9 protein-coding genes are annotated in these 18,831 nt (G+C 43.1%); 5 read left to right on the top strand and 4 right to left on the bottom strand.

Annotation, left to right across the window (positions count from 1 at the left end):
• Positions 1-191: 191 nt before the first annotated feature.
• Together DXB58_RS23265 and DXB58_RS23260 are read right to left on the bottom strand one after the other, a co-directional pair.
• A complete protein-coding gene (locus DXB58_RS23265; RefSeq protein WP_122138408.1) occupies positions 192-2,381 on the bottom strand; it encodes an alpha-galactosidase in 2,190 nt (729 codons plus the stop codon).
• Between the two features lie 82 nt (positions 2,382-2,463).
• Complete coding sequence (locus DXB58_RS23260; protein ID WP_122138407.1) at positions 2,464-4,833, bottom strand: TonB-dependent receptor; 2,370 nt, start codon at positions 4,831-4,833, stop codon at positions 2,464-2,466.
• Between the two features lie 242 nt (positions 4,834-5,075).
• Here DXB58_RS23260 and DXB58_RS23255 point away from each other — a divergent pair, with 242 nt between their 5' ends.
• The 4 genes from DXB58_RS23255 (at position 5,076) to DXB58_RS23230 (ending at position 13,388) form a co-directional block, all read left to right on the top strand.
• The gene (locus DXB58_RS23255; RefSeq protein ID WP_122138406.1) at positions 5,076-7,904 is read left to right on the top strand and encodes a two-component regulator propeller domain-containing protein; all 2,829 of its coding nucleotides are present in this window, start codon (positions 5,076-5,078) and stop codon (positions 7,902-7,904) included.
• An 865-nt stretch (positions 7,905-8,769) separates the two neighbouring features.
• The gene (locus DXB58_RS23240; RefSeq protein ID WP_008998147.1) at positions 8,770-10,974 is read left to right on the top strand and encodes a sodium-translocating pyrophosphatase; all 2,205 of its coding nucleotides are present in this window, start codon (positions 8,770-8,772) and stop codon (positions 10,972-10,974) included.
• A gap of 89 nt (positions 10,975-11,063) precedes the next feature.
• A complete protein-coding gene (locus DXB58_RS23235) occupies positions 11,064-11,666 on the top strand; it encodes a ribonuclease HII (RefSeq protein ID WP_122138414.1) in 603 nt (200 codons plus the stop codon).
• A gap of 180 nt (positions 11,667-11,846) precedes the next feature.
• Positions 11,847-13,388: a DUF5723 family protein gene (locus DXB58_RS23230; protein ID WP_122138403.1), complete on the top strand. Its 1,542-nt coding sequence runs from the start codon at positions 11,847-11,849 to the stop codon at positions 13,386-13,388.
• 127 nt (positions 13,389-13,515) lie between these two features.
• Here DXB58_RS23230 and DXB58_RS23225 read toward each other — a convergent pair whose 3' ends face one another.
• The gene (locus DXB58_RS23225; protein ID WP_122138413.1) at positions 13,516-14,445 is read right to left on the bottom strand and encodes a magnesium transporter CorA family protein; all 930 of its coding nucleotides are present in this window, start codon (positions 14,443-14,445) and stop codon (positions 13,516-13,518) included.
• Positions 14,446-14,675: 230 nt separating this feature from the next.
• The gene (locus tag DXB58_RS23220; RefSeq protein ID WP_122138402.1) at positions 14,676-17,126 is read right to left on the bottom strand and encodes a thioredoxin-like domain-containing protein; all 2,451 of its coding nucleotides are present in this window, start codon (positions 17,124-17,126) and stop codon (positions 14,676-14,678) included.
• A gap of 172 nt (positions 17,127-17,298) precedes the next feature.
• Here DXB58_RS23220 and gpmI point away from each other — a divergent pair, with 172 nt between their 5' ends.
• On the top strand, positions 17,299-18,813 hold the full coding sequence (gene gpmI / locus DXB58_RS23215) for a 2,3-bisphosphoglycerate-independent phosphoglycerate mutase (RefSeq protein ID WP_122138401.1): 1,515 nt from the start codon (positions 17,299-17,301) through the stop codon (positions 18,811-18,813).
• Positions 18,814-18,831: the final 18 nt, after the last annotated feature.

The raw sequence follows: 18,831 nt of genomic DNA, 5'->3' as shown, positions 1-18,831 counted from the left end.
GCGAAAGTAGGAAGAAAACTACTTCGTTTTCCTCCTACTCGATTTTAGGGACTTCCCCGTCTAATAGAATAGTTGTAACCATTGAAACAGCTGTTGCGATTGAAGATGAATTGAATATTATTGTATGTAAAAAGAAAGGGGAAACGCTGATAACAGCGAATCCCCTTTTTTATTGATAACTTCCTTCCTTTTTACTCGGCAGTCAGCTCAATTACGCGGCTGAAAGCCTGATTTGTTGTGAAAGCATTGATTCCCACTTTCATCAGATAATCTCCTGAATAAGTTTTCTCATTGGCAGCCAGATTCGATTTGGAATTCGGCATCAGGTTGATTTCTTTCACCTTATACATTTTCTTCGCATCCAGTCCCTGAAGTTTTACCGGGAGCAGTTTCTCACCGAAACGTGGGTGGATATCGTAGGTATAAAGCACAGCTTTGTTCTTATCCGGTGAGGCATACATGAGAGACATGTGATTGCCATCGTAGGGAGAAACCAATCTGTATTGATCGCCGTCCAGAATCACTTTTTTCAGACGCGTCCAGTTGGCAACTGCGTTCTGGCAATAAGTCTGTTCGTCTGCATTCAGTTCCTTCAGTCCGAGGTCAAAGCCCAGTTTGCACATACTTGCCACATCCGTACGGAACTTCACGCTCGTCTTCTTGTTCCAGCTGGTTACGTGTGCACACATGGCTTTTGCCGGGAAGATTTGTGAGAATCCCCACTGGATAAACAGACGTTCTATCGGGTCTGTGTTGTCGCTGCACCAGAATTCTGTGTAATATTTCAGAGCTTCGTAGTCGCAACGGGCGCCACCGCCGGAGCAGAGCATCATTGGCACGTTCGGATATTTATCTTTGATACGTTTCAATACATTGTATATACCACGTACATGGTCGATATAAAGCTGTCCCTGTTTATTTTTTAAATATGGAGAATAAACATTTGTAATTGGAGAGTTACAGTCCCATTTAAAGAAAGCCACTTCCGGATTCTCTGTCAGGATCTTATCCACTACACCATATACAAAGTCCTGTACTTTCGGATTGCTAAGATCGAGTACCAGCTGATTACGGTAATAATATGTTTCGCGGTTAGGCAGTTGGATAGCCCAGTCGGGATGCTTTTCGAACAACTCACTTTTAGGGTTAATCATTTCCGGTTCAATCCAGATACCAAATTTCACTCCGGCTTCTTTGGCAGACTGTACAAGGGCAGGAATACCGCCCGGCAGTTTGGATCTCATCACTTCCCAGTCACCCAGTCCGGCATTGTCACTGTTGCGTGGATGCTTGTTGCCAAACCAGCCGTCATCCAGCAGGAACATATCTACACCAAGGTGTTTAGCTTCCTTCATCAGTTCGGCAAGCAGTTCCTCATTGAATTTGAAGTAAGTATTCTCCCAGTTGTTTAATAAAGTCATACGATCCCCTTGTCCGTCTTTCAGCTGATAGTTGCGTGCCCATGCGTGAAGGTTGCGGCTGGCTTCGCCCGTACCGTTGTTGCTGAAAGTAAAGATGAATTCAGGAGTTGTAAACACTTCATTCGGCTTCAGTTCATAATCAGATGCATAAGGATTGATGGCGGGGATTACACGGAGATTACCTACGTTGTCCACTTCGAAAGTGAACTGGAAGTTTCCTGTCCATCCGATAGTACCTAGCATGGCACGTCCCTGCGCTTCCTGTGCCGGTTGTTCAAAACCAAGCTCAAAGAACGGGTGGGTGTGCATGGCAGCACGGCTTCCCAGTTTGGTGTCGATCACCTTTTTACCGAACAACAGAGGTTGTGTGCTCATTTGTGCTTCTTTTGCCCAATCGCTGCTGAATTCTGTCAGGTAATATTCGTTTCCGGAGAAATAAAGCATGGTGGAAGCATAACGCCATAAGGTCACAGGCTTCTTTTCAGCATGTTTGATTTCGCTCCACGTCTTGATGACGTTTTCTTTCGGATAAGCGATGTAATGCAGTGTGACTTCTACCGGATACTGATTATCTTTTAGTTGAATGATCGTTTCCGTTCCGCCCGCCACTGCCTTCTGCTCGGAGGATATATAGCGGAGAATCGTACTCGGGTTCCCGTCATTGTGCGTGATAGCTACAGCCGGTTCAAAATAATCTTCGGCGCCGGAGCCCGGATATACTTCCCATCCTCGGGTGGATACGCTACCGTCACTTCCTCCTTTTACGTAAGGAGAAAAGTTGTTGATGTCTTTCTCGTTCAGTAACTTATCGCCCAGATAAGCCTGATAGAGTCGTCCGTTAGGAGCTACTTGGAGAATTAAGTCTGTGTTGTCCGTTGCGATGCGGATAACGTTCTTTTCCTGGGCGTCCACTTGCGCCAGGGTAAACAATGCCATAAGTAATACGAAAAGTTTCTTCATGGTTTTTTAATAATTAATTAGGTATTAGTTAGTTTGTGGGCATAGAATGCCGCAAAGATAATTATAATTCGTCAGGAATGAACTAGAATTTAATGCTTGCGCTAAATTCTACGGTAAATGGGCGTAAATAATTTCCACTCATATAGTTGCCGGCATACTGGGCAGTTTCTTCTTTGGTAATCAGTTCCGAACCGTTGATGGTTCCGCTGGCCCCTTTCTGATTCAGGAAGTTGATGACTGTTGCCCCTAAAGAAAGATGCTTGTTTACGTTCCAGTTGATCCCCCCGAAAGTTTCCCAGCGACCGTTGAAATAAAGGGCTTCCTGGAGATTGGCGTAAGTCTTGCCGAAATAGCGGAAACTAAGCCAAAGGCGTAAGTCCTTCGTGATATTATAGCTTGGGTCGAGTTCGACAAGAATCTGCGGAATCTCTTTTACAATCATCCCATTGGCGTTGACAGACATTTCCGAACCATCGTTGAATGTGACGCTTGCATTATAGTTCTTGTAAACAGGTTTCTGATACGTGAACAGAGCGTGCAGGTGAAAACCTTTGAACGGGTCGATTTCGGCAGATGTGGTCCATCCCAGTGTTTTGATATTATAAATAAGCAATACGGTCTTTCCTTCTTCCGTTCCCGGTTTCGTCAGGTTTTGCTGGTCAATATTATTGGATTTGGAGATATAGGTAACCATAGAGGTGAGGTTGATCCACTTGTTCTTGTAGAACAAACCGCCACGGATTAACGGTATGGTGACACGTTTGTATTGCTCTTCCGTAGGACCTGTTCCGGCATATTCGTTGATACGTGGGAAGCGGGTGGCTACTGTTCCGTCGGCAGTCAGGCCGAATTGCCCGGTTACGTTGTAAGTGGCGCGGAGCGTGGCGGCATAGTTCAGTTTATCCTTTACCACTTTGGCGGGATGAATGCTGCGTTGTGTGGCAATGATATTTCCTGTTTCTTCCTCTTTGCTATAAGTGGTAAAGTCGCCGATGTGGAAACCCGGGAAACGGGAAGCGGATATTTGATCGGCACTCATCCGGTAATATTCCAGGCGTCCGCCATAATAGATATTGAATTGGGGAGTTACTTGCCAGTTGTCTGTAAAGTAAAGGGCGAGTTTGTTCTCATATCCCTTTGTATATTCGGGACTAAGTTCGTTGTACCCGTATGTCTGTACGCGCTGACCAGTCAGAGTGGGGTCCAGGGAACTTGTAGTTGTGGAAGTCAGCAACTGTGGATAGTTCTGTACGGTGGCCATCCATTGCAGAGAAGAGGAATAATAATCAAGATGGTAATACCATTCGTTCACTCCCAGACGCAGATCATGGTTGCCAAAGGTCTTGTTCAACTCGGAAGTGATTAGGAAGTTTTTCACTTTGCCTACGTGCAACCAGGTGCGGCGACCTTCTGCCAGTCCCTCATACGGATCACCGTTTGATAACGTAAAACCATCGTTGGCGGTTACTTCGCTGATGGTGCTGCCTCCGAAGTCGACATAGTTGGCACGTGGAGCATCCATATATTTCAGATTGAATTTCCATAGCAGATCGTTCCTGAAACGATAATCGGAGATTAATGCAATCTCATTGGCACGGTTTTCAGAACCATTGCCCAAGTTCCATGTTTTCATCTTTCCGTCTCTTACGTCCATGTATGGGAAAGAACCGCTCTGCGGAACATAAGAATTTGTTCCCAATTTGAAACCGTCTATCTCTTTAACCGAGCCGTCGCCGACATAGATAAAAGGAGCTGCATTGGCATAGCTGGCCGGATTTTCACTGCGGGAATGTTTGTAGAGCAAAGATATTTTGCCGCGTCCGTTGTTGAAGAGACGTGTCAGGCCGGCATGATAAATTTCTGTGCGGTCTGCATAGTTCGTAAATTTCAGGTCGAAACTTCCCGGGTCGAAGTTCTGGTAGATGCTTGCCGTGTAAAGCCATTGGTCATTGATGGCTCCTGAAACATTGAAATCGAAGTTCTGCATACCGAAATGATTGGTGCGGTAGTTTAATATACCTTGGAAATCCTTTTGCCCCAGTTTGCTGAATGAGTTGACGGAGTAAGCAATATTACCGGTCGTTATGGCCGACTCGGAAGGAGATAAAAGTCCTACTTCTCCCAGGCTGCTGTCGCTACGCCAATGGGCGGCAAGTTTGTGAACGGTAGAGGAATATACGGCAGGAAGTCCATTCTCATAGACATTAACGTCCTCGCTGGGAAGTCCGATTTGAATTTCGCGGGGTTTGTTGGCATCAGAAGCATTCAGCATCACATTGCGTTCGCCTTCTTCTGATTCTTTTTTAGTAGAGTTGGCAGGAATCGTATCCTGCTTCATTTCGATTCGGTTCGTCTTTTTCTTGTTCACCTGAATGTTCGCTGCATTCCCGTTGGAAGGAATCAGTTGCAACAGGGTTGCTAGAGTAAGGCAACTAAAGGTTACTTTTTTCATCACTTGTATTCATTTAAAGATTTGGAAGTTCACATCGGTTGTGTCATTTTGACGAAGGCAAAGATAGGAGGAGGAGAAACAAGTGGCTATACTCTTTTTTGTCAAGATGTGCAAGAAATGTTTCAAGTGTGCGATAGCCCTTTGCAGTGCGACATTTATTGCCATCCGTGCAACAAATGTTTCATCCTTCCTATGCATTTAGCGTAAAAAAAACTATATTTGTCGCTATCTAATATCTGTGTATGAAAAGGAAATTGCTGCTTTTTCTCCTTTCTATTTGTTTTTTCCTTCCGGATTTTGCCGCGACGGGACAGTATAACTTTATCCGTGTAGATGGAGGAAGCGGTCTTTCGAACAGTCATGTCAAGTCCATTATTCAAGATAGTTACGGTTTTATCTGGCTGGGTACGCGCAACGGTCTTAATCGTTATGACGGCGTGTCGATGAAGCTTTATAACTGCTATGACGAAACTTTGCAGCATGGCAATCAGGTCATATCCGCTCTTTTTGAGGATAATCACCGTCAATTATGGGTAGGTACGGATGATGGTGTTTATATTCAGGAGCTTGCTACCGGGAAGTTTTCGTTCTTTGATGCCCGCACAGAGAACGGAGAACAAATCAGATACAACTGGATTGAAGATATTCTGGCAGATCATTCGGGAAATATCTGGGTGAATGCGCCGAATCAGGGAGTTTTCCGCTATCAGGTGGAGACGGGTAAACTGTTCCGCTATATTCCCTGTCCCAGTAAGGATAAAAGCAAGGACTTTCCGCAGTCTATCTGCGTAGATAAAGAAGGTACGGTCTGGGTGGGTACGTATGGAGCGGGAATCTACCGTTACAGTCCGGAGCAGGATAAGTTTGTGCCCTATGCAACAGAAGCACTTAAAGGGGATTTCATCTTTACTCTGTGTGATTATGGCGATGAGCTGATTGTCGGAGTGCATGAAGAGGAACTGAAACGGTTCAACAAAAAGACCGGAGAAGTGAGTATATTCCCTGCACCCGAAGTACATCGAAAAATTATCCGCTACGCTGTTTGCTTCGGAGACGAGCTGTGGGTGGGTACGCAGAATGGCGTTTATGTGATTAATGAGAAACACAACAGTGTGCAACATATTCCTGCCGATGCCGGAGGAAAGTATGGGCTTGGAGATGCTATCGTCGATAAGATTTATCGTGATCGTGAAGGGGGAACCTGGATCTGTACGCAATTTGGAGGGGCCAGCTATCTGCCTGTACGTACGCTCGATTTTTCGGTTTATCTTCCGGGAGCGCCCGGTACAGTCAGCGGACGACGCATCAGTGAATTGGCGGAAGGAAAAGACGGAGTGGTGTGGGTCAGTACGCAGGATGGCGGTGTTTGCTACTGGAATCCGGGAACACAGACTTTCACTAAAATTCCCCAGTCGCCTGACCGTCAGAATGTATTAAGCCTGTTCGCTTCGGATGATTTGGTTGGTGCAGGTTACTTTAAAGGGGGCATCGACCTGATTGTTTCTCAAGATCAGGTTCAGACGTTCTATCCCGCACAACTTGGTATCAGTGAAGGTTCCGTGTTTGCCCTTTACCGCGATCGTGGGGGAGCAATCTGGTTGGGTGATGGCTGGAACATCTTTCGTTCGGCCGACAAAGGACGGACTTTTGAGAAAATGGAGCAATTCGGGTATGCTTATATGCGTGATATTCTCGAAGATAAATCCGGTAATATATGGGTGGCAACGATGGGCAGTGGAATATTCCGGTATCATCCGCAGACAAATCAGATGGTCAGCTATAAATGTATGCCGGAGGACAGCACTTCTATCGGAACAAATGAAGTGACAGGTATTTCGGAGGATAGTAAAGGCTTTATCTGGTTTTCTACAGACCGGGGTGGATTGTTGCGTTTTAACCCCGAAACCGGAAGATTCCGGACATACACCAAAGCAAACGGGCTTCCGGACAACGTAACATATAAAGTCGTGGAAGACCGGCAACATCGTATCTGGTTCGGAACAGACCGTGGTCTGGTTTGTCTTCATCCGGAAACAGACAGCCTGCAAGTTTTCAACCGAAATGACGGGTTACCTGATAACCAGTTTAACTATAAATCGGCCTTGGCTGCCTCTGATGGTACTATTTGGATGGGAACTATCAATGGATTGGTCTCTTTTAATCCACAAATTGTCCACCCGAATACTTTTGTGCCTCCAGTCTATATCACCGGAATGTACGTGCAGGGACGTGAAACTCCTTTCACGGCGGATGGTGTGCAACTGCCTTACCGTTCTAACGTCAGCTTTGATTTTGTTGCTTTAAGTTATACCTCACCAAGTGCAAATCGTTATGCCTACAAAATGGAAGGGATAGATAATGACTGGAACTATACATCTGATGTGCATACAGCGTCTTATGCCCAGCTCCCGCCGGGAGACTACCTGTTCCGTGTGCGGGGTAGTAATAATAATGGTGTCTGGAATCAGGAAGAAGCTACTTTATCAGTGCGTATTCTTCCACCTTGGTGGCGTACAGTGTGGGCTTACCTTATCTATATCATTGTAGTGTCCGGCAGTTTTATCTTGACTCTTCGCGCCTATCGCCGCCGGGAAGTACAAAAGATCCGTGAGCAGCAATTATTGGCAGAACTGGCGCGTGAGCGTGAATCCCATCGTACGCATGAGATGTTTATTAATCAGATCACTTACGGAGCTTGTACTCCGCAAGGGGGTGCGATGTCACGGGCTGATGAACAACTGATGTCCCAACTGATAGCCAAAGTGCGTGAGAATCTTTCCGACGCCAATTATAATGTGGAAGCATTGGCTGCAGCCATGAATATGTCCCGCTCCAGCCTGCATCGTAAGATTAAGGCGCTGACCGATCTTTCTTCACTCGACTTTATCCGTATCATCCGATTAAAACGTGCGGCAGAGCTATTGCAGGAGGGAGAATTGCGCATCAACGAAATCTCTGACAGAGTAGGTTTCCAGTCGCCTTCTTACTTCGCAAAGATATTTCAGAAGCAATTCGGAGTTACTCCTACAGAGTTTGCCCAACAAAATAAGCAGAGAATGGCAGAGGATTAGTAACTATAGACTATTATTCGTTATTTTATCATGGGGTGGTGAACAGGTTTTAGCTCCTTTCCGGTACAGAAATGAGCCGAAATATAATCTCTTAATAATCTACTATAGAATTAAAAAGTAAAAAATTGCTGTCACCTGTCACATGTTTGTATTTAAACATCTGACAGTGAATGAGTAGTGGCGTGACGGCAGCATGTGACAGCACAGTGACAGCACTTTTGCTGTCACCTCTTCTCACTCCTTCTTTTAGAAGCAAGTTCCAAGCAAGTTTCCTTTGTTTGAAACTAAAGTTTCAACAAAGAGAAACTAGAGTTTCCAGCCTTGAAACTAATGGTTTCAAGCAATTGGAACTAGAGTTTCAAGCTTATGGAACTAAAGTTCCATCCCATGAAACCAATGGTTTGAAGGTATGAAACGAATGTTTTTCCTATGGTTAAAAAATATGAAGCTATGCAGGTTGTGATTTTCAAGAAACAGAAAAGGAAGAGAAGAAAGAATCGTGGGAGAACATGTGACAGCAAAAGTACTGTCACTGTGCTGTCACATGCTGCCGTCACACCACTACTCATTCATTGTCAGAAGTTTAAATACAAATATGTGACAGATGACAGCAAATTTTCACTTTTTAATTCTCTAGTAGATGCTCGCTGGGATTATATTTCAGCTTATTTTTTTATGACTTGACTTATTTCAAAACCGTATAGAAATGAGGGAATGAAGTAAATAACTACAGTGTGTCCATTTTGTTTAAAGAGATGTATAAAAGATAGAATAATTCAGCTTTATAAATTCTTTCTTTTTTACTTGCTTATTTCATTTGATTTCCATACTTTTAGCCTCCGTAAACCCTTTAAAAATTGATCCTATGGACAACATTCTTTTCTGGCTGGTTCCAGTCGCTTCCGTGTTAGCCCTCTGCTTTGCTTATTACTTTCATAAGCAAATGATGAAAGAGAGCGAAGGTACACCCCAAATGATAAAGATAGCTGCTGCTGTGCGCAAAGGAGCTATGTCTTATCTGAAACAGCAATACAAAATAGTAGGCTGGGTATTCTTGGGGTTGGTTATTTTGTTTTCAATTATGGCCTATGGCTTTCATGTACAGAACGCATGGGTTCCCATTGCTTTTCTTACAGGCGGATTTTTCTCCGGGCTTTCCGGATTTTTAGGGATGAAGACGGCGACTTATGCGTCGGCTCGTACCGCTAATGCCGCCCGTAATTCTCTGAATGCAGGGTTGAGGATTGCTTTCCGAAGCGGCGCGGTGATGGGATTAGTTGTAGTTGGTCTGGGATTGCTCGATATATCTTTCTGGTATCTGTTGTTGAACGCAGTGATTCCTGCTGATGCGCTGACACCTACTCATAAACTCTGTGTGATTACTACTACCATGCTGACTTTCGGTATGGGTGCTTCTACACAAGCACTCTTTGCCCGTGTAGGTGGCGGTATCTATACGAAGGCAGCCGATGTTGGAGCCGACTTGGTAGGTAAAGTAGAAGCCGGAATTCCGGAAGATGACCCTCGTAATCCTGCTACTATTGCCGATAATGTAGGTGACAATGTAGGTGACGTGGCCGGTATGGGAGCCGACTTATATGAATCTTACTGTGGATCGATTCTGGCAACAGCTGCGCTGGGTGCTGCTGCTTTTATCCATTCGGCAGATACGGTGATGCAATTCAAGGCAGTTATTGCTCCGATGTTGATTGCAGCTGTTGGCATTATCCTTTCTATTATAGGGATATTCGCTGTCCGTACTAAAGAGAATGCGACCATGAAAGACTTGCTCGGTTCATTGGCTTTCGGTACGAACCTTAGTTCCGTGCTTATTGTTGCAGCTACATTCTTAATCCTGTGGCTCTTGCAACTAGATAACTGGATTTGGATTTCTTGTGCCGTAGTAGTCGGACTGGTAGTAGGTATTATCATCGGACGTTCTACGGAATATTATACTTCTCAATCTTATCGTCCTACCCAGAAACTAAGTGAAAGCGGTAAGACTGGCCCTGCTACCGTCATTATTTCCGGTATTGGTTTGGGTATGCTTTCTACAGCTATTCCTGTAGTTGCAGTAGTGATTGGTATCATTGCTTCCTATCTGTTGGCTTCCGCAGGTGATTTCGGTAATGTAGGCATGGGATTGTATGGCATCGGTATTGCAGCTGTTGGTATGCTTTCTACCTTAGGTATCACATTGGCAACGGATGCTTACGGTCCGATTGCGGATAATGCGGGAGGTAATGCGGAAATGTCCGGCCTGGGTGCTGAAGTTCGCAAACGTACTGATGCGCTCGATTCATTGGGTAACACAACTGCCGCCACGGGAAAAGGTTTTGCAATCGGTTCCGCTGCACTGACAGGTCTGGCTTTGCTGGCTTCTTATATTGAAGAAATCCGAATCGGTCTGACACGTCTTGGTAATGTGGACCTGACTTTTGCAGATGGAAGTTCTATCAGCGTAGCAAATGCCACTTTTATCGACTTCATGGATTATTACGAAGTACACTTGATGAATCCGAAAGTACTTTCGGGCATGTTCCTCGGTTCAATGATGGCTTTCCTGTTTTGTGGTTTGACAATGAATGCAGTAGGGCGTGCGGCAGGACACATGGTTGACGAAGTGCGCCGCCAGTTCCGTGACATAAAGGGTATTCTGACCGGAGAAGCCGAGCCGGATTACGAACGTTGTGTTGAAATATCGACAAAGGGTGCGCAGCGTGAGATGGTTATTCCTTCCTTGATTGCTATTGTTGCTCCGATTCTTACAGGATTTATCTTTGGTGTTCCCGGCGTACTCGGTCTGCTGATTGGTGGCTTGAGTAGTGGTTTCGTGTTGGCTATCTTTATGGCTAACGCCGGAGGTGCATGGGATAACGCAAAGAAATATGTGGAAGAAGGTAACTTTGGTGGAAAAGGCGGTGAAGTGCATAAAGCAACCGTAGTAGGAGATACAGTAGGTGATCCGTTTAAAGATACCTCCGGTCCGAGCTTGAATATTTTGATAAAGCTTATGAGCATGGTCGCCATTGTGATGGCAGGACTGACTGTTGCCTGGAGTTTATTCTAAAAAAGCAGAAGAGAAATAAGAAAAAGGAGACAAAACAAGTCTCCTTTTTTAATTTGAATTACCTTTGTATCAAAATAGAAGCGATAAATATGTTATTACCTTATTTGAACGAGAATCTGATTGAGGCCGGATGTGATGAGGCCGGTCGTGGGTGTTTGGCGGGAGCGGTATATGCTGCTGCGGTTATTCTTCCGAAGGATTTTAAGAATGAACTGTTGAATGATTCCAAACAACTGACGGAAAAGCAACGTTATGCATTACGTGAGGTAATAGAGAAAGAAGCGATTGCTTGGGCGGTTGGCATTGTGTCACCGGAAGAAATTGATGAAATAAATATCCTGCGGGCTTCTTTTCTGGCGATGCATCGTGCAGTGGACCAGTTGTCCACCCGTCCCCAACATTTACTGATCGACGGTAATCGTTTCACTAAATACCCCGGTGTTCTCCATACTACAGTAGTGAAAGGAGACGGGAAATATCTTTCAATAGCAGCAGCTTCAATTTTAGCCAAAACATATCGAGACGATTATATGAACCGTCTTCACGAAGAATTTCCATATTATGACTGGGACCACAATAAAGGTTATCCAACTAAAAAACATCGTGCCGCCATTGCCGAACGTGGCACTACTCCTTACCATCGCATGACGTTCAATCTGTTGGGAGATGGCCAGTTGACTTTGAGCTTCTAAAGTCGCTTTGTTTCATTTTACATACATTTTCTACATTTTTTTGCAGAATAAGCACGATTTTGTTACGGATAACCGTGAAATTGTTCCGTTTAGGCTAAAAAAGTGTTGCCTAGTGCTTTTATTTGTTATTGAAATGCTATATCTTTGCGAACAATAATAAGAATTAAAAAGTTTAAAATCATGGCAACGAACAAGCTATTATGGTCTTCTAAGCTCATTGGGGTATTTTTTATTATGTTGGTTTGCACTCTTTCTGCAAATGCACAGTTTTTACGTACTTCCTATTTCATGGAAGGTACTCACTATCGTCAACAACTGAATCCGGCTTTAACACCGACTAAAGGTTACTTCAATCTTCCGGTGATCGGTGCTGTTAATGCAACGGTTGGTTCTACTTCGTTAGGCTATCAGGATATCATTGACATTATTGATGATGGCGATGATTTCTATACTAAACCGGATTTCATGAACCGTCTGAAAGATAATAATAAACTGAATGTGAACTTCAGTACAGAAATTCTTTCTGCAGGATGGTATAAAGGAAAAAACTTTTGGTCATTCAATATCGGTCTTCGTACAGATATCGGTGCTAACTTGACAAAGAATATGTTTACCTTCTTGAATGAGATGGAAACAGTTGAAGAAAACTGGAGAAATAGTAACTATGATATTAGTGGTCAGCAATTGAACATTAACGCTTATACTGAAATTGGTTTAGGACTTTCACGTCAGATTAATAGCCGTTTGACAGTTGGTGCTAGGGTGAAAGCTTTATTGGGTATTGGTAACATGGAGTTGAAACTTAATAGAGTTGCAATGAGCGCTAATTTGCCTAGTGATCAACAAATAAATCAGTGGTCAAGTGAGAGCTACTGGAATTCTATGAGCCCTTCACAGGCAGCACAGGCAGCACAAGAATTAAAGGATAAGTTTAATAACTATCATGCAAACTTGACTGTTGGTGCCGAACTGAAAAGTTCTTTCAAAGGCTTGGAATTGCAAGAAGAAGAGGGTAAAGATTATGTAACTGACTTTGATTTCGATAGTGGTAAATTGGGTATAGCTGGGTACGGTTTTGGTATCGATTTAGGAGCTTCTTATAAAATATTGGATAATCTGACTGTATCTGCTTCTGTTCTTGACTTAGGTTTTATCTCTTGGTCAAAATCAAGTACAAAGATTGCATCTGCTAACCCAGATCCGATTGATATTAAAGGAAGTACTTATACTGGAATGATTAATGTCAATGATCCACAGACAGTTATGAATGCTGTAAATCAGTTGCAAACTGATGCTCAAGGATATATGGACCGTGTAACAAATGGTGATGTACTTGACTATGACATGTTGCAGCTTGAAGTAGGTGATGCTAAAGAATCTCGTAAATCTCGTCTTGCTTCTACCCTAGTATTAGGTGCAGAATATGGATTCTTCAATAACAAATTAGCAGTAGGTGTATTGTCAACAACTCGTTTTGTACAGCCTGATGCTCTTACAGAATTAACATTCTCTGCAAACTACCGCCCGAAAAGCTGGTTCAATGTAGCACTTAGTTACTCAGCTATCCAGTCAGCAGGTAAATCTTTCGGTCTGGGTCTGAAATTAGGTCCTCTGTTTGTCGGAACTGACTATATGTTCTTAGGCAAGAACTCTAACTCTGTGAACGGATTCGTTGGAGTTTCTATTCCGTTGGGCGGAAGAAAAGCAAGCAAAGAAGGATAAGATATTTTAATTTCTCTCTCTAAACATTCTCTTTTAATTAATTCTCTATAGAATAAAAAACGTATAATTTACAGCTTACCGTCTTAGAATCCTCTAAAGGATCACAGATGGTAAGCTGTTTTTTGTATTAGAACCATTTTATCTTCCGGAATATCACAAACGCAAGAGTTGACAATCCGATGGAAAATAGTACGATCAAGGAGAAAGCAAAGGGTACCTCTTCCAGATGAATATCCACATTCATACCATAGAAACTGGCAATCAATGTCGGGAGCATCAGGACGATGGACAGACTTGTCATGCGTTTCATGATCGTATTCACGTTATTGGAGATAATGGAGGCAAAAGCATCCATTGTTCCCGTGAGAATGTCACTGTAAATATTCACCGTGTTAAGTGCCTGTTTCAATTCGATAATCACATCTTCCACTAGTTCAGTGTCCAGATAATCCGTATCCTGGAAAATAGTCCTTAATTTTCCTATCATCACTTCATTTCCACGGATGGAAGTATTGAAGTAGACCAATGTTTTCTGCAGTCTCATCAGTCGGAGCAGGTCCTCGTTGCGGATGCTTCGTTCCAGTTCCTTTTCTGCGGCGCTGATGTCTATGTTTATCTGCTTTAGGTATTTCAGGAACCATACGGCAGAAGAATAGATGATCCGGAGAATCAGATCCAGTTTGTTGCGCACAACAATCCCTTTTCGGTGGGTATGCTCGATAAAATCCGGTAATAGATCAGTGTTATGATAACAGACGGACACAATGATTTCATTATTGGTGATGATACCGATTGGTACGGTGCTGAAAGGCAGAGTGCTGTTTTGCGCAATCTGCACAGGGATACGAAGAATGGTCAATAACCAGTTACCTTCCGTATCCGTACGCGGACGTTCGTCCGTATCGGCTATGTCATTAAGAAATGATTCGGGTACGTTGAGAGTTTGAGTTAGAAATTCAAAGTCATCATTATTCGGGCATACTACATTTACCCAGCTGTTAGGAAGCCATTGAGCTTTTTCCACAAAGCCAGCTTCACAATAAAGATACGTTCTCATCTTATTGCCTCCTTTCGTTTGTTTGATACGAGCAGAGGCATCAGGTTTCAATGACTCTGTTCGCTTTAATTAATACTAGTTGTGCACGTTCGCGGGTTTGAATCGTCCATATTTCTATGATTTTAATTTAAAAGCGATGCAAAGGTACGGAAAAATGAAGAGGGTTCCGCCCTTTGTATCGCTTTTTTTGATATTCTTTTATTCGTGCCCTTTATTTAGAGGCTCCGTTACTATTCTGTTTTTCCTTCGAAATGATTATCCAGATATTTCCTGATATTGTAACTGCTTAAACGCTCTTTGGATATGCTACCATCTTTTTCAACAAGTTCATAGTGTGGAATACCATTGAACTGGAATAGTTGACGCAGATAATTGAACTCTGCCTCCGAAACATAATAACAGGCTTCTCCTTTTAGATTCTTCTCTACATATTTTTGGTAGTCTTTCTCGGGCGAATCTTTCTGACTTGTGATATAGATGAACTGAAACTCCGGATGATCTTTATATTTTTTGCGTAAATCGGCAGTTGCCTCTATTCCTGCACGACAAGGGCCACAAGTCGTTGCCCAGAAATCGACAAATAGAACCTTATCTGAATGATTTTTTATGATGTTGCGGAATACTTCAGTCGCTTTTCCTTCAGGCAACTGATAAGATCTCGCCCTATCTTTCGGGTGTGCTTTTTCCAGCACTCGTTCAGCTTCTGCTGCGAGAAACGGTTCGGTGAATATTTGTTTGATGCTATCCACATATTCATGGGCTATTTGGCTGTCTTTGATATTTCCTAAATTAAAATTAAGGCTCCGCACTTTGGCTATTTGCCAGAGCAAGGGATTGGGAGTAGGATATAATTGTGCAATGATGGAATCTTTCTTGAAATCATATTTCTGGTTCATTTTTATAAAGATTCTATCCTTATCCTGCTGGGATTCTTCCTTTTTCTCGGAATATAATGCCACATATTCTTGTATGAGTTTTTGTTCTTTTTCATAGAGCGATGCCATCTTCTCGTTCTCTGCAATTAACTGCCTCATTATAATTTTAGCAGTAGTTCCGGCCAACTTCTCCTGTCTAAGTCTTATTGCTTCCTGTTCCTTATTTAGTTTCACACCTTTTTCTTTAAGGAAAGTCAATAGAGATTTCTTCGGATAAGTATAATCAATGCTGTCTGATGGAGAAAAAGACTGGTCGGAATATGCTTTCCGGAACAGGTCCATGTATTCGAAACGGTTGATAAATGTGCTTGCGTTTGTATTTGCAAGTACGGTTACATCGTTGAGTGGCATATCTTTCAAGAAACTGTAATAGGAATCGTTTTCCTTTACTTTCAGTGCCTGATTGGTACTATCTTGCTTCGCATAATAATCCCTACTCATCAAGAAATCAAAAAGCATACTTCCGGCTTGCAAATCTACCTTGTTCTTTATGAGATGAACTGCCTTGAGAGAGGGCTGATAGATTTGGCTTACAGAGTCTGCAATCTGTTTCCATTGTGCAATGATAGGCTTCATGTGTTCCTTGTATTGGTCGGGAGTTAATGTCTTTTGCGATTTCGATAAGTCCTCATAGCGATAGGTAATCAGGTTATCAAAGTCTTTCAGCAGGTAGGAGAGAGAGGCGGATGGTCCCATATATGCTGTGTTCCTGATAGGGAAGTAACGATCTCGTGCACGGCTGCGTGCCATTACAGCTTCCCAGTCGATATACATGGTGAGAGTTTGTCCGGGTTCAATATAGAATGGAATCCAGTTGTGTCCCAGTACTACCGATGATTCTATCGGATGATTAATGATAAATCGGCAGCTAAAACTGCCGTTCGGAGCTATCTGGATGACAGTCGGACAATCTTCACGGGTCAGTTCATTTGACAGGTAAATAAGACCGGTGTCAAATCCTAAACGGGGATCGTATCCGTTTATATACCCTTGCAGATAAGTTGAATCCTGACGGAAGAACTGCTTAAAATCAGGTTCAGCAGCAACCAGTGTAACCGGAGTTCTCTCCTTGCTGTACACTAATTCTTCCGCTCCCTTCTGCTGAATCTTACACGTGCCGTCTTTTTGCGGGGCGAATGATAAAGTCATTTCCTCCTGACTCTCTCTATCTTTTAAAATCATTTCAATCCGCTTTCCCTTTTTTCGGATATTTTCATTGGTGTATATCCGGTTATTCAGAATGCTGATGGAGTCGTAAACTCCATATTCCCATGAACCGGAACCATCTGTTTTGAACCAATTGCCTTTGATGGTGGCTAGTGGAAAAGAATCTTTCTTCTTTTGCGGGGCCAGCGATATGTCATAGATATTGCCTTCGGGGTCAGTAGGATTGAGAAAATGAATGGTCTGTGTTTCTGACGGTAACGGCTCGAAAACCAGCACATAATCCATTGTTCCTGAATCCGGCATATAGACTTCTTTCTTGAGTTCGATGCCTTCAGCGCTTTTGAACAGATATTTCTTGCCGGTTGCGGCATCTTCCAGATAGGTATCTCCATCTTCCATGATCCACCAATGCGGGCGGAAGATGGCATGAATATATACTCTTGTATTTTCGGCAGTGCGCTCTATGCGAGTGATGTTGGAAATACTTCCTGATCGGGCTTTGAAAGAAGGATGGTCGATTGTTTGTGCGGATACTATACCGGATAACAAAAGTAAGATACAAAATAAAGTTGTTTTCATAATAATAGTTTTTCGATCAACATATTGAAAGTAATTTTACAAAGTAAGAAAAATATCCGTAGTCTGGTGCACTTCTGCCCTGTAACTTAACATAGATTAAACGTTTACGTAACCATCTTTTTTGTACCTTTGCGCCCGAAAATCAGAGTGATAATTTAAATATTGAAATATTATGAGTAAGAAAGCCCTTTTAATGATCCTCGACGGTTGGGGATTAGGTGACCAAAAGAAAGACGACGTAATCTTCAACACTCCCACTCCTTACTGGGATTATCTGATGACTACTTATCCTCACTCTCAACTTCAGGCAAGCGGTGAAAACGTAGGTTTGCCCGACGGACAGATGGGTAACTCGGAAGTAGGTCACTTGAATATCGGTGCCGGACGCGTAGTTTATCAGGATTTGGTAAAAATCAATCGTGCATGTGCTGACAATAGCATCCTGAAAAATCCTGAAGTCGTTTCTGCTTTCTCTTATGCAAAAGAAAACGGAAAGAGTGTTCACTTTATGGGGCTGACTTCTAATGGTGGCGTACATAGCTCACTCGTTCATCTCTTCAAACTTTGCGATATCGCTAAAGAATATAATATCGACAATACATTTATTCACTGCTTCATGGATGGTCGTGATACTGACCCGAAGAGTGGTAAAGGCTTTATCGAAGAACTTTCTGCACACTGTGAGAAATCAGCAGGCAAGATTGCTTCTATCATCGGCCGTTATTACGCTATGGACCGCGACAAACGTTGGGAACGTGTAAAAGAAGCTTATGACCTGCTTGTAAACGGCATAGGTGAGAAAGCTACCGATATGGTTCAGGCTATGCAGGAGTCTTATAATGCAGGTGTTACAGATGAATTCATCAAACCGATTGTGAATGCCAACTGCGACGGAACAATCAAAGAAGGTGATGTAGTTATCTTCTTCAACTATCGTAATGACCGTGCCAAAGAGTTGACTGTTGTATTGACTCAACAAGATATGCCGGAAGCAGGTATGCACACCATCCCAGGGCTGCAATATTACTGTATGACTCCGTACGATGCTTCTTTCAAGGGCGTTCATATCCTGTTCGACAAAGATAATGTATCTAATACATTAGGCGAATATCTTGCTTCTAAAGGATTGAGCCAACTTCATATCGCTGAAACAGAAAAGTATGCGCACGTAACATTCTTCTTCAATGGTGGACGTGAAACTCCGTTTGACAAAGAAGATCGTATCCTTGTTCCTTCTCCCAAAGTGGCTACTTACGACTTGAAGCCGGAAATGAGCGCTTTCGAAGTAAAAGACAAATTGGTGGCTGCCATCAACGAGAACAAATATGATTTCATCGTAGTGAACTTCGCTAATGGTGACATGGTAGGTCATACCGGTATTTATGAAGCAATCGAGAAAGCTGTTATTGCTGTAGATGCTTGCGTGAAAGATGTAATCGAAGCTGCCAAAGCACAGGATTACGAAGCAATTATCATTGCCGACCATGGTAATGCTGACCATGCTTTGAACGAAGACGGTACTCCTAACACTGCTCACTCTTTGAACCCTGTTCCTTGTGTTTATGTAACAGAGAACAAAGCTGCGAAAGTAGAAAACGGTCGTCTGGCAGATGTTGCTCCGACTATTCTCAAGATTATGGGGCTGGCTGTTCCGGCTGAAATGGACGGAAACGTTTTAATAAATTGAGAGTTGAGAATTAAAAAT

It is taken from the genome of Bacteroides sp. OM05-10AA, assembly GCF_003439055.1.
Lineage (GTDB): Bacteria > Bacteroidota > Bacteroidia > Bacteroidales > Bacteroidaceae > Bacteroides > Bacteroides intestinigallinarum.
This window is presented reverse-complemented; position numbering and strand designations above follow the sequence as displayed.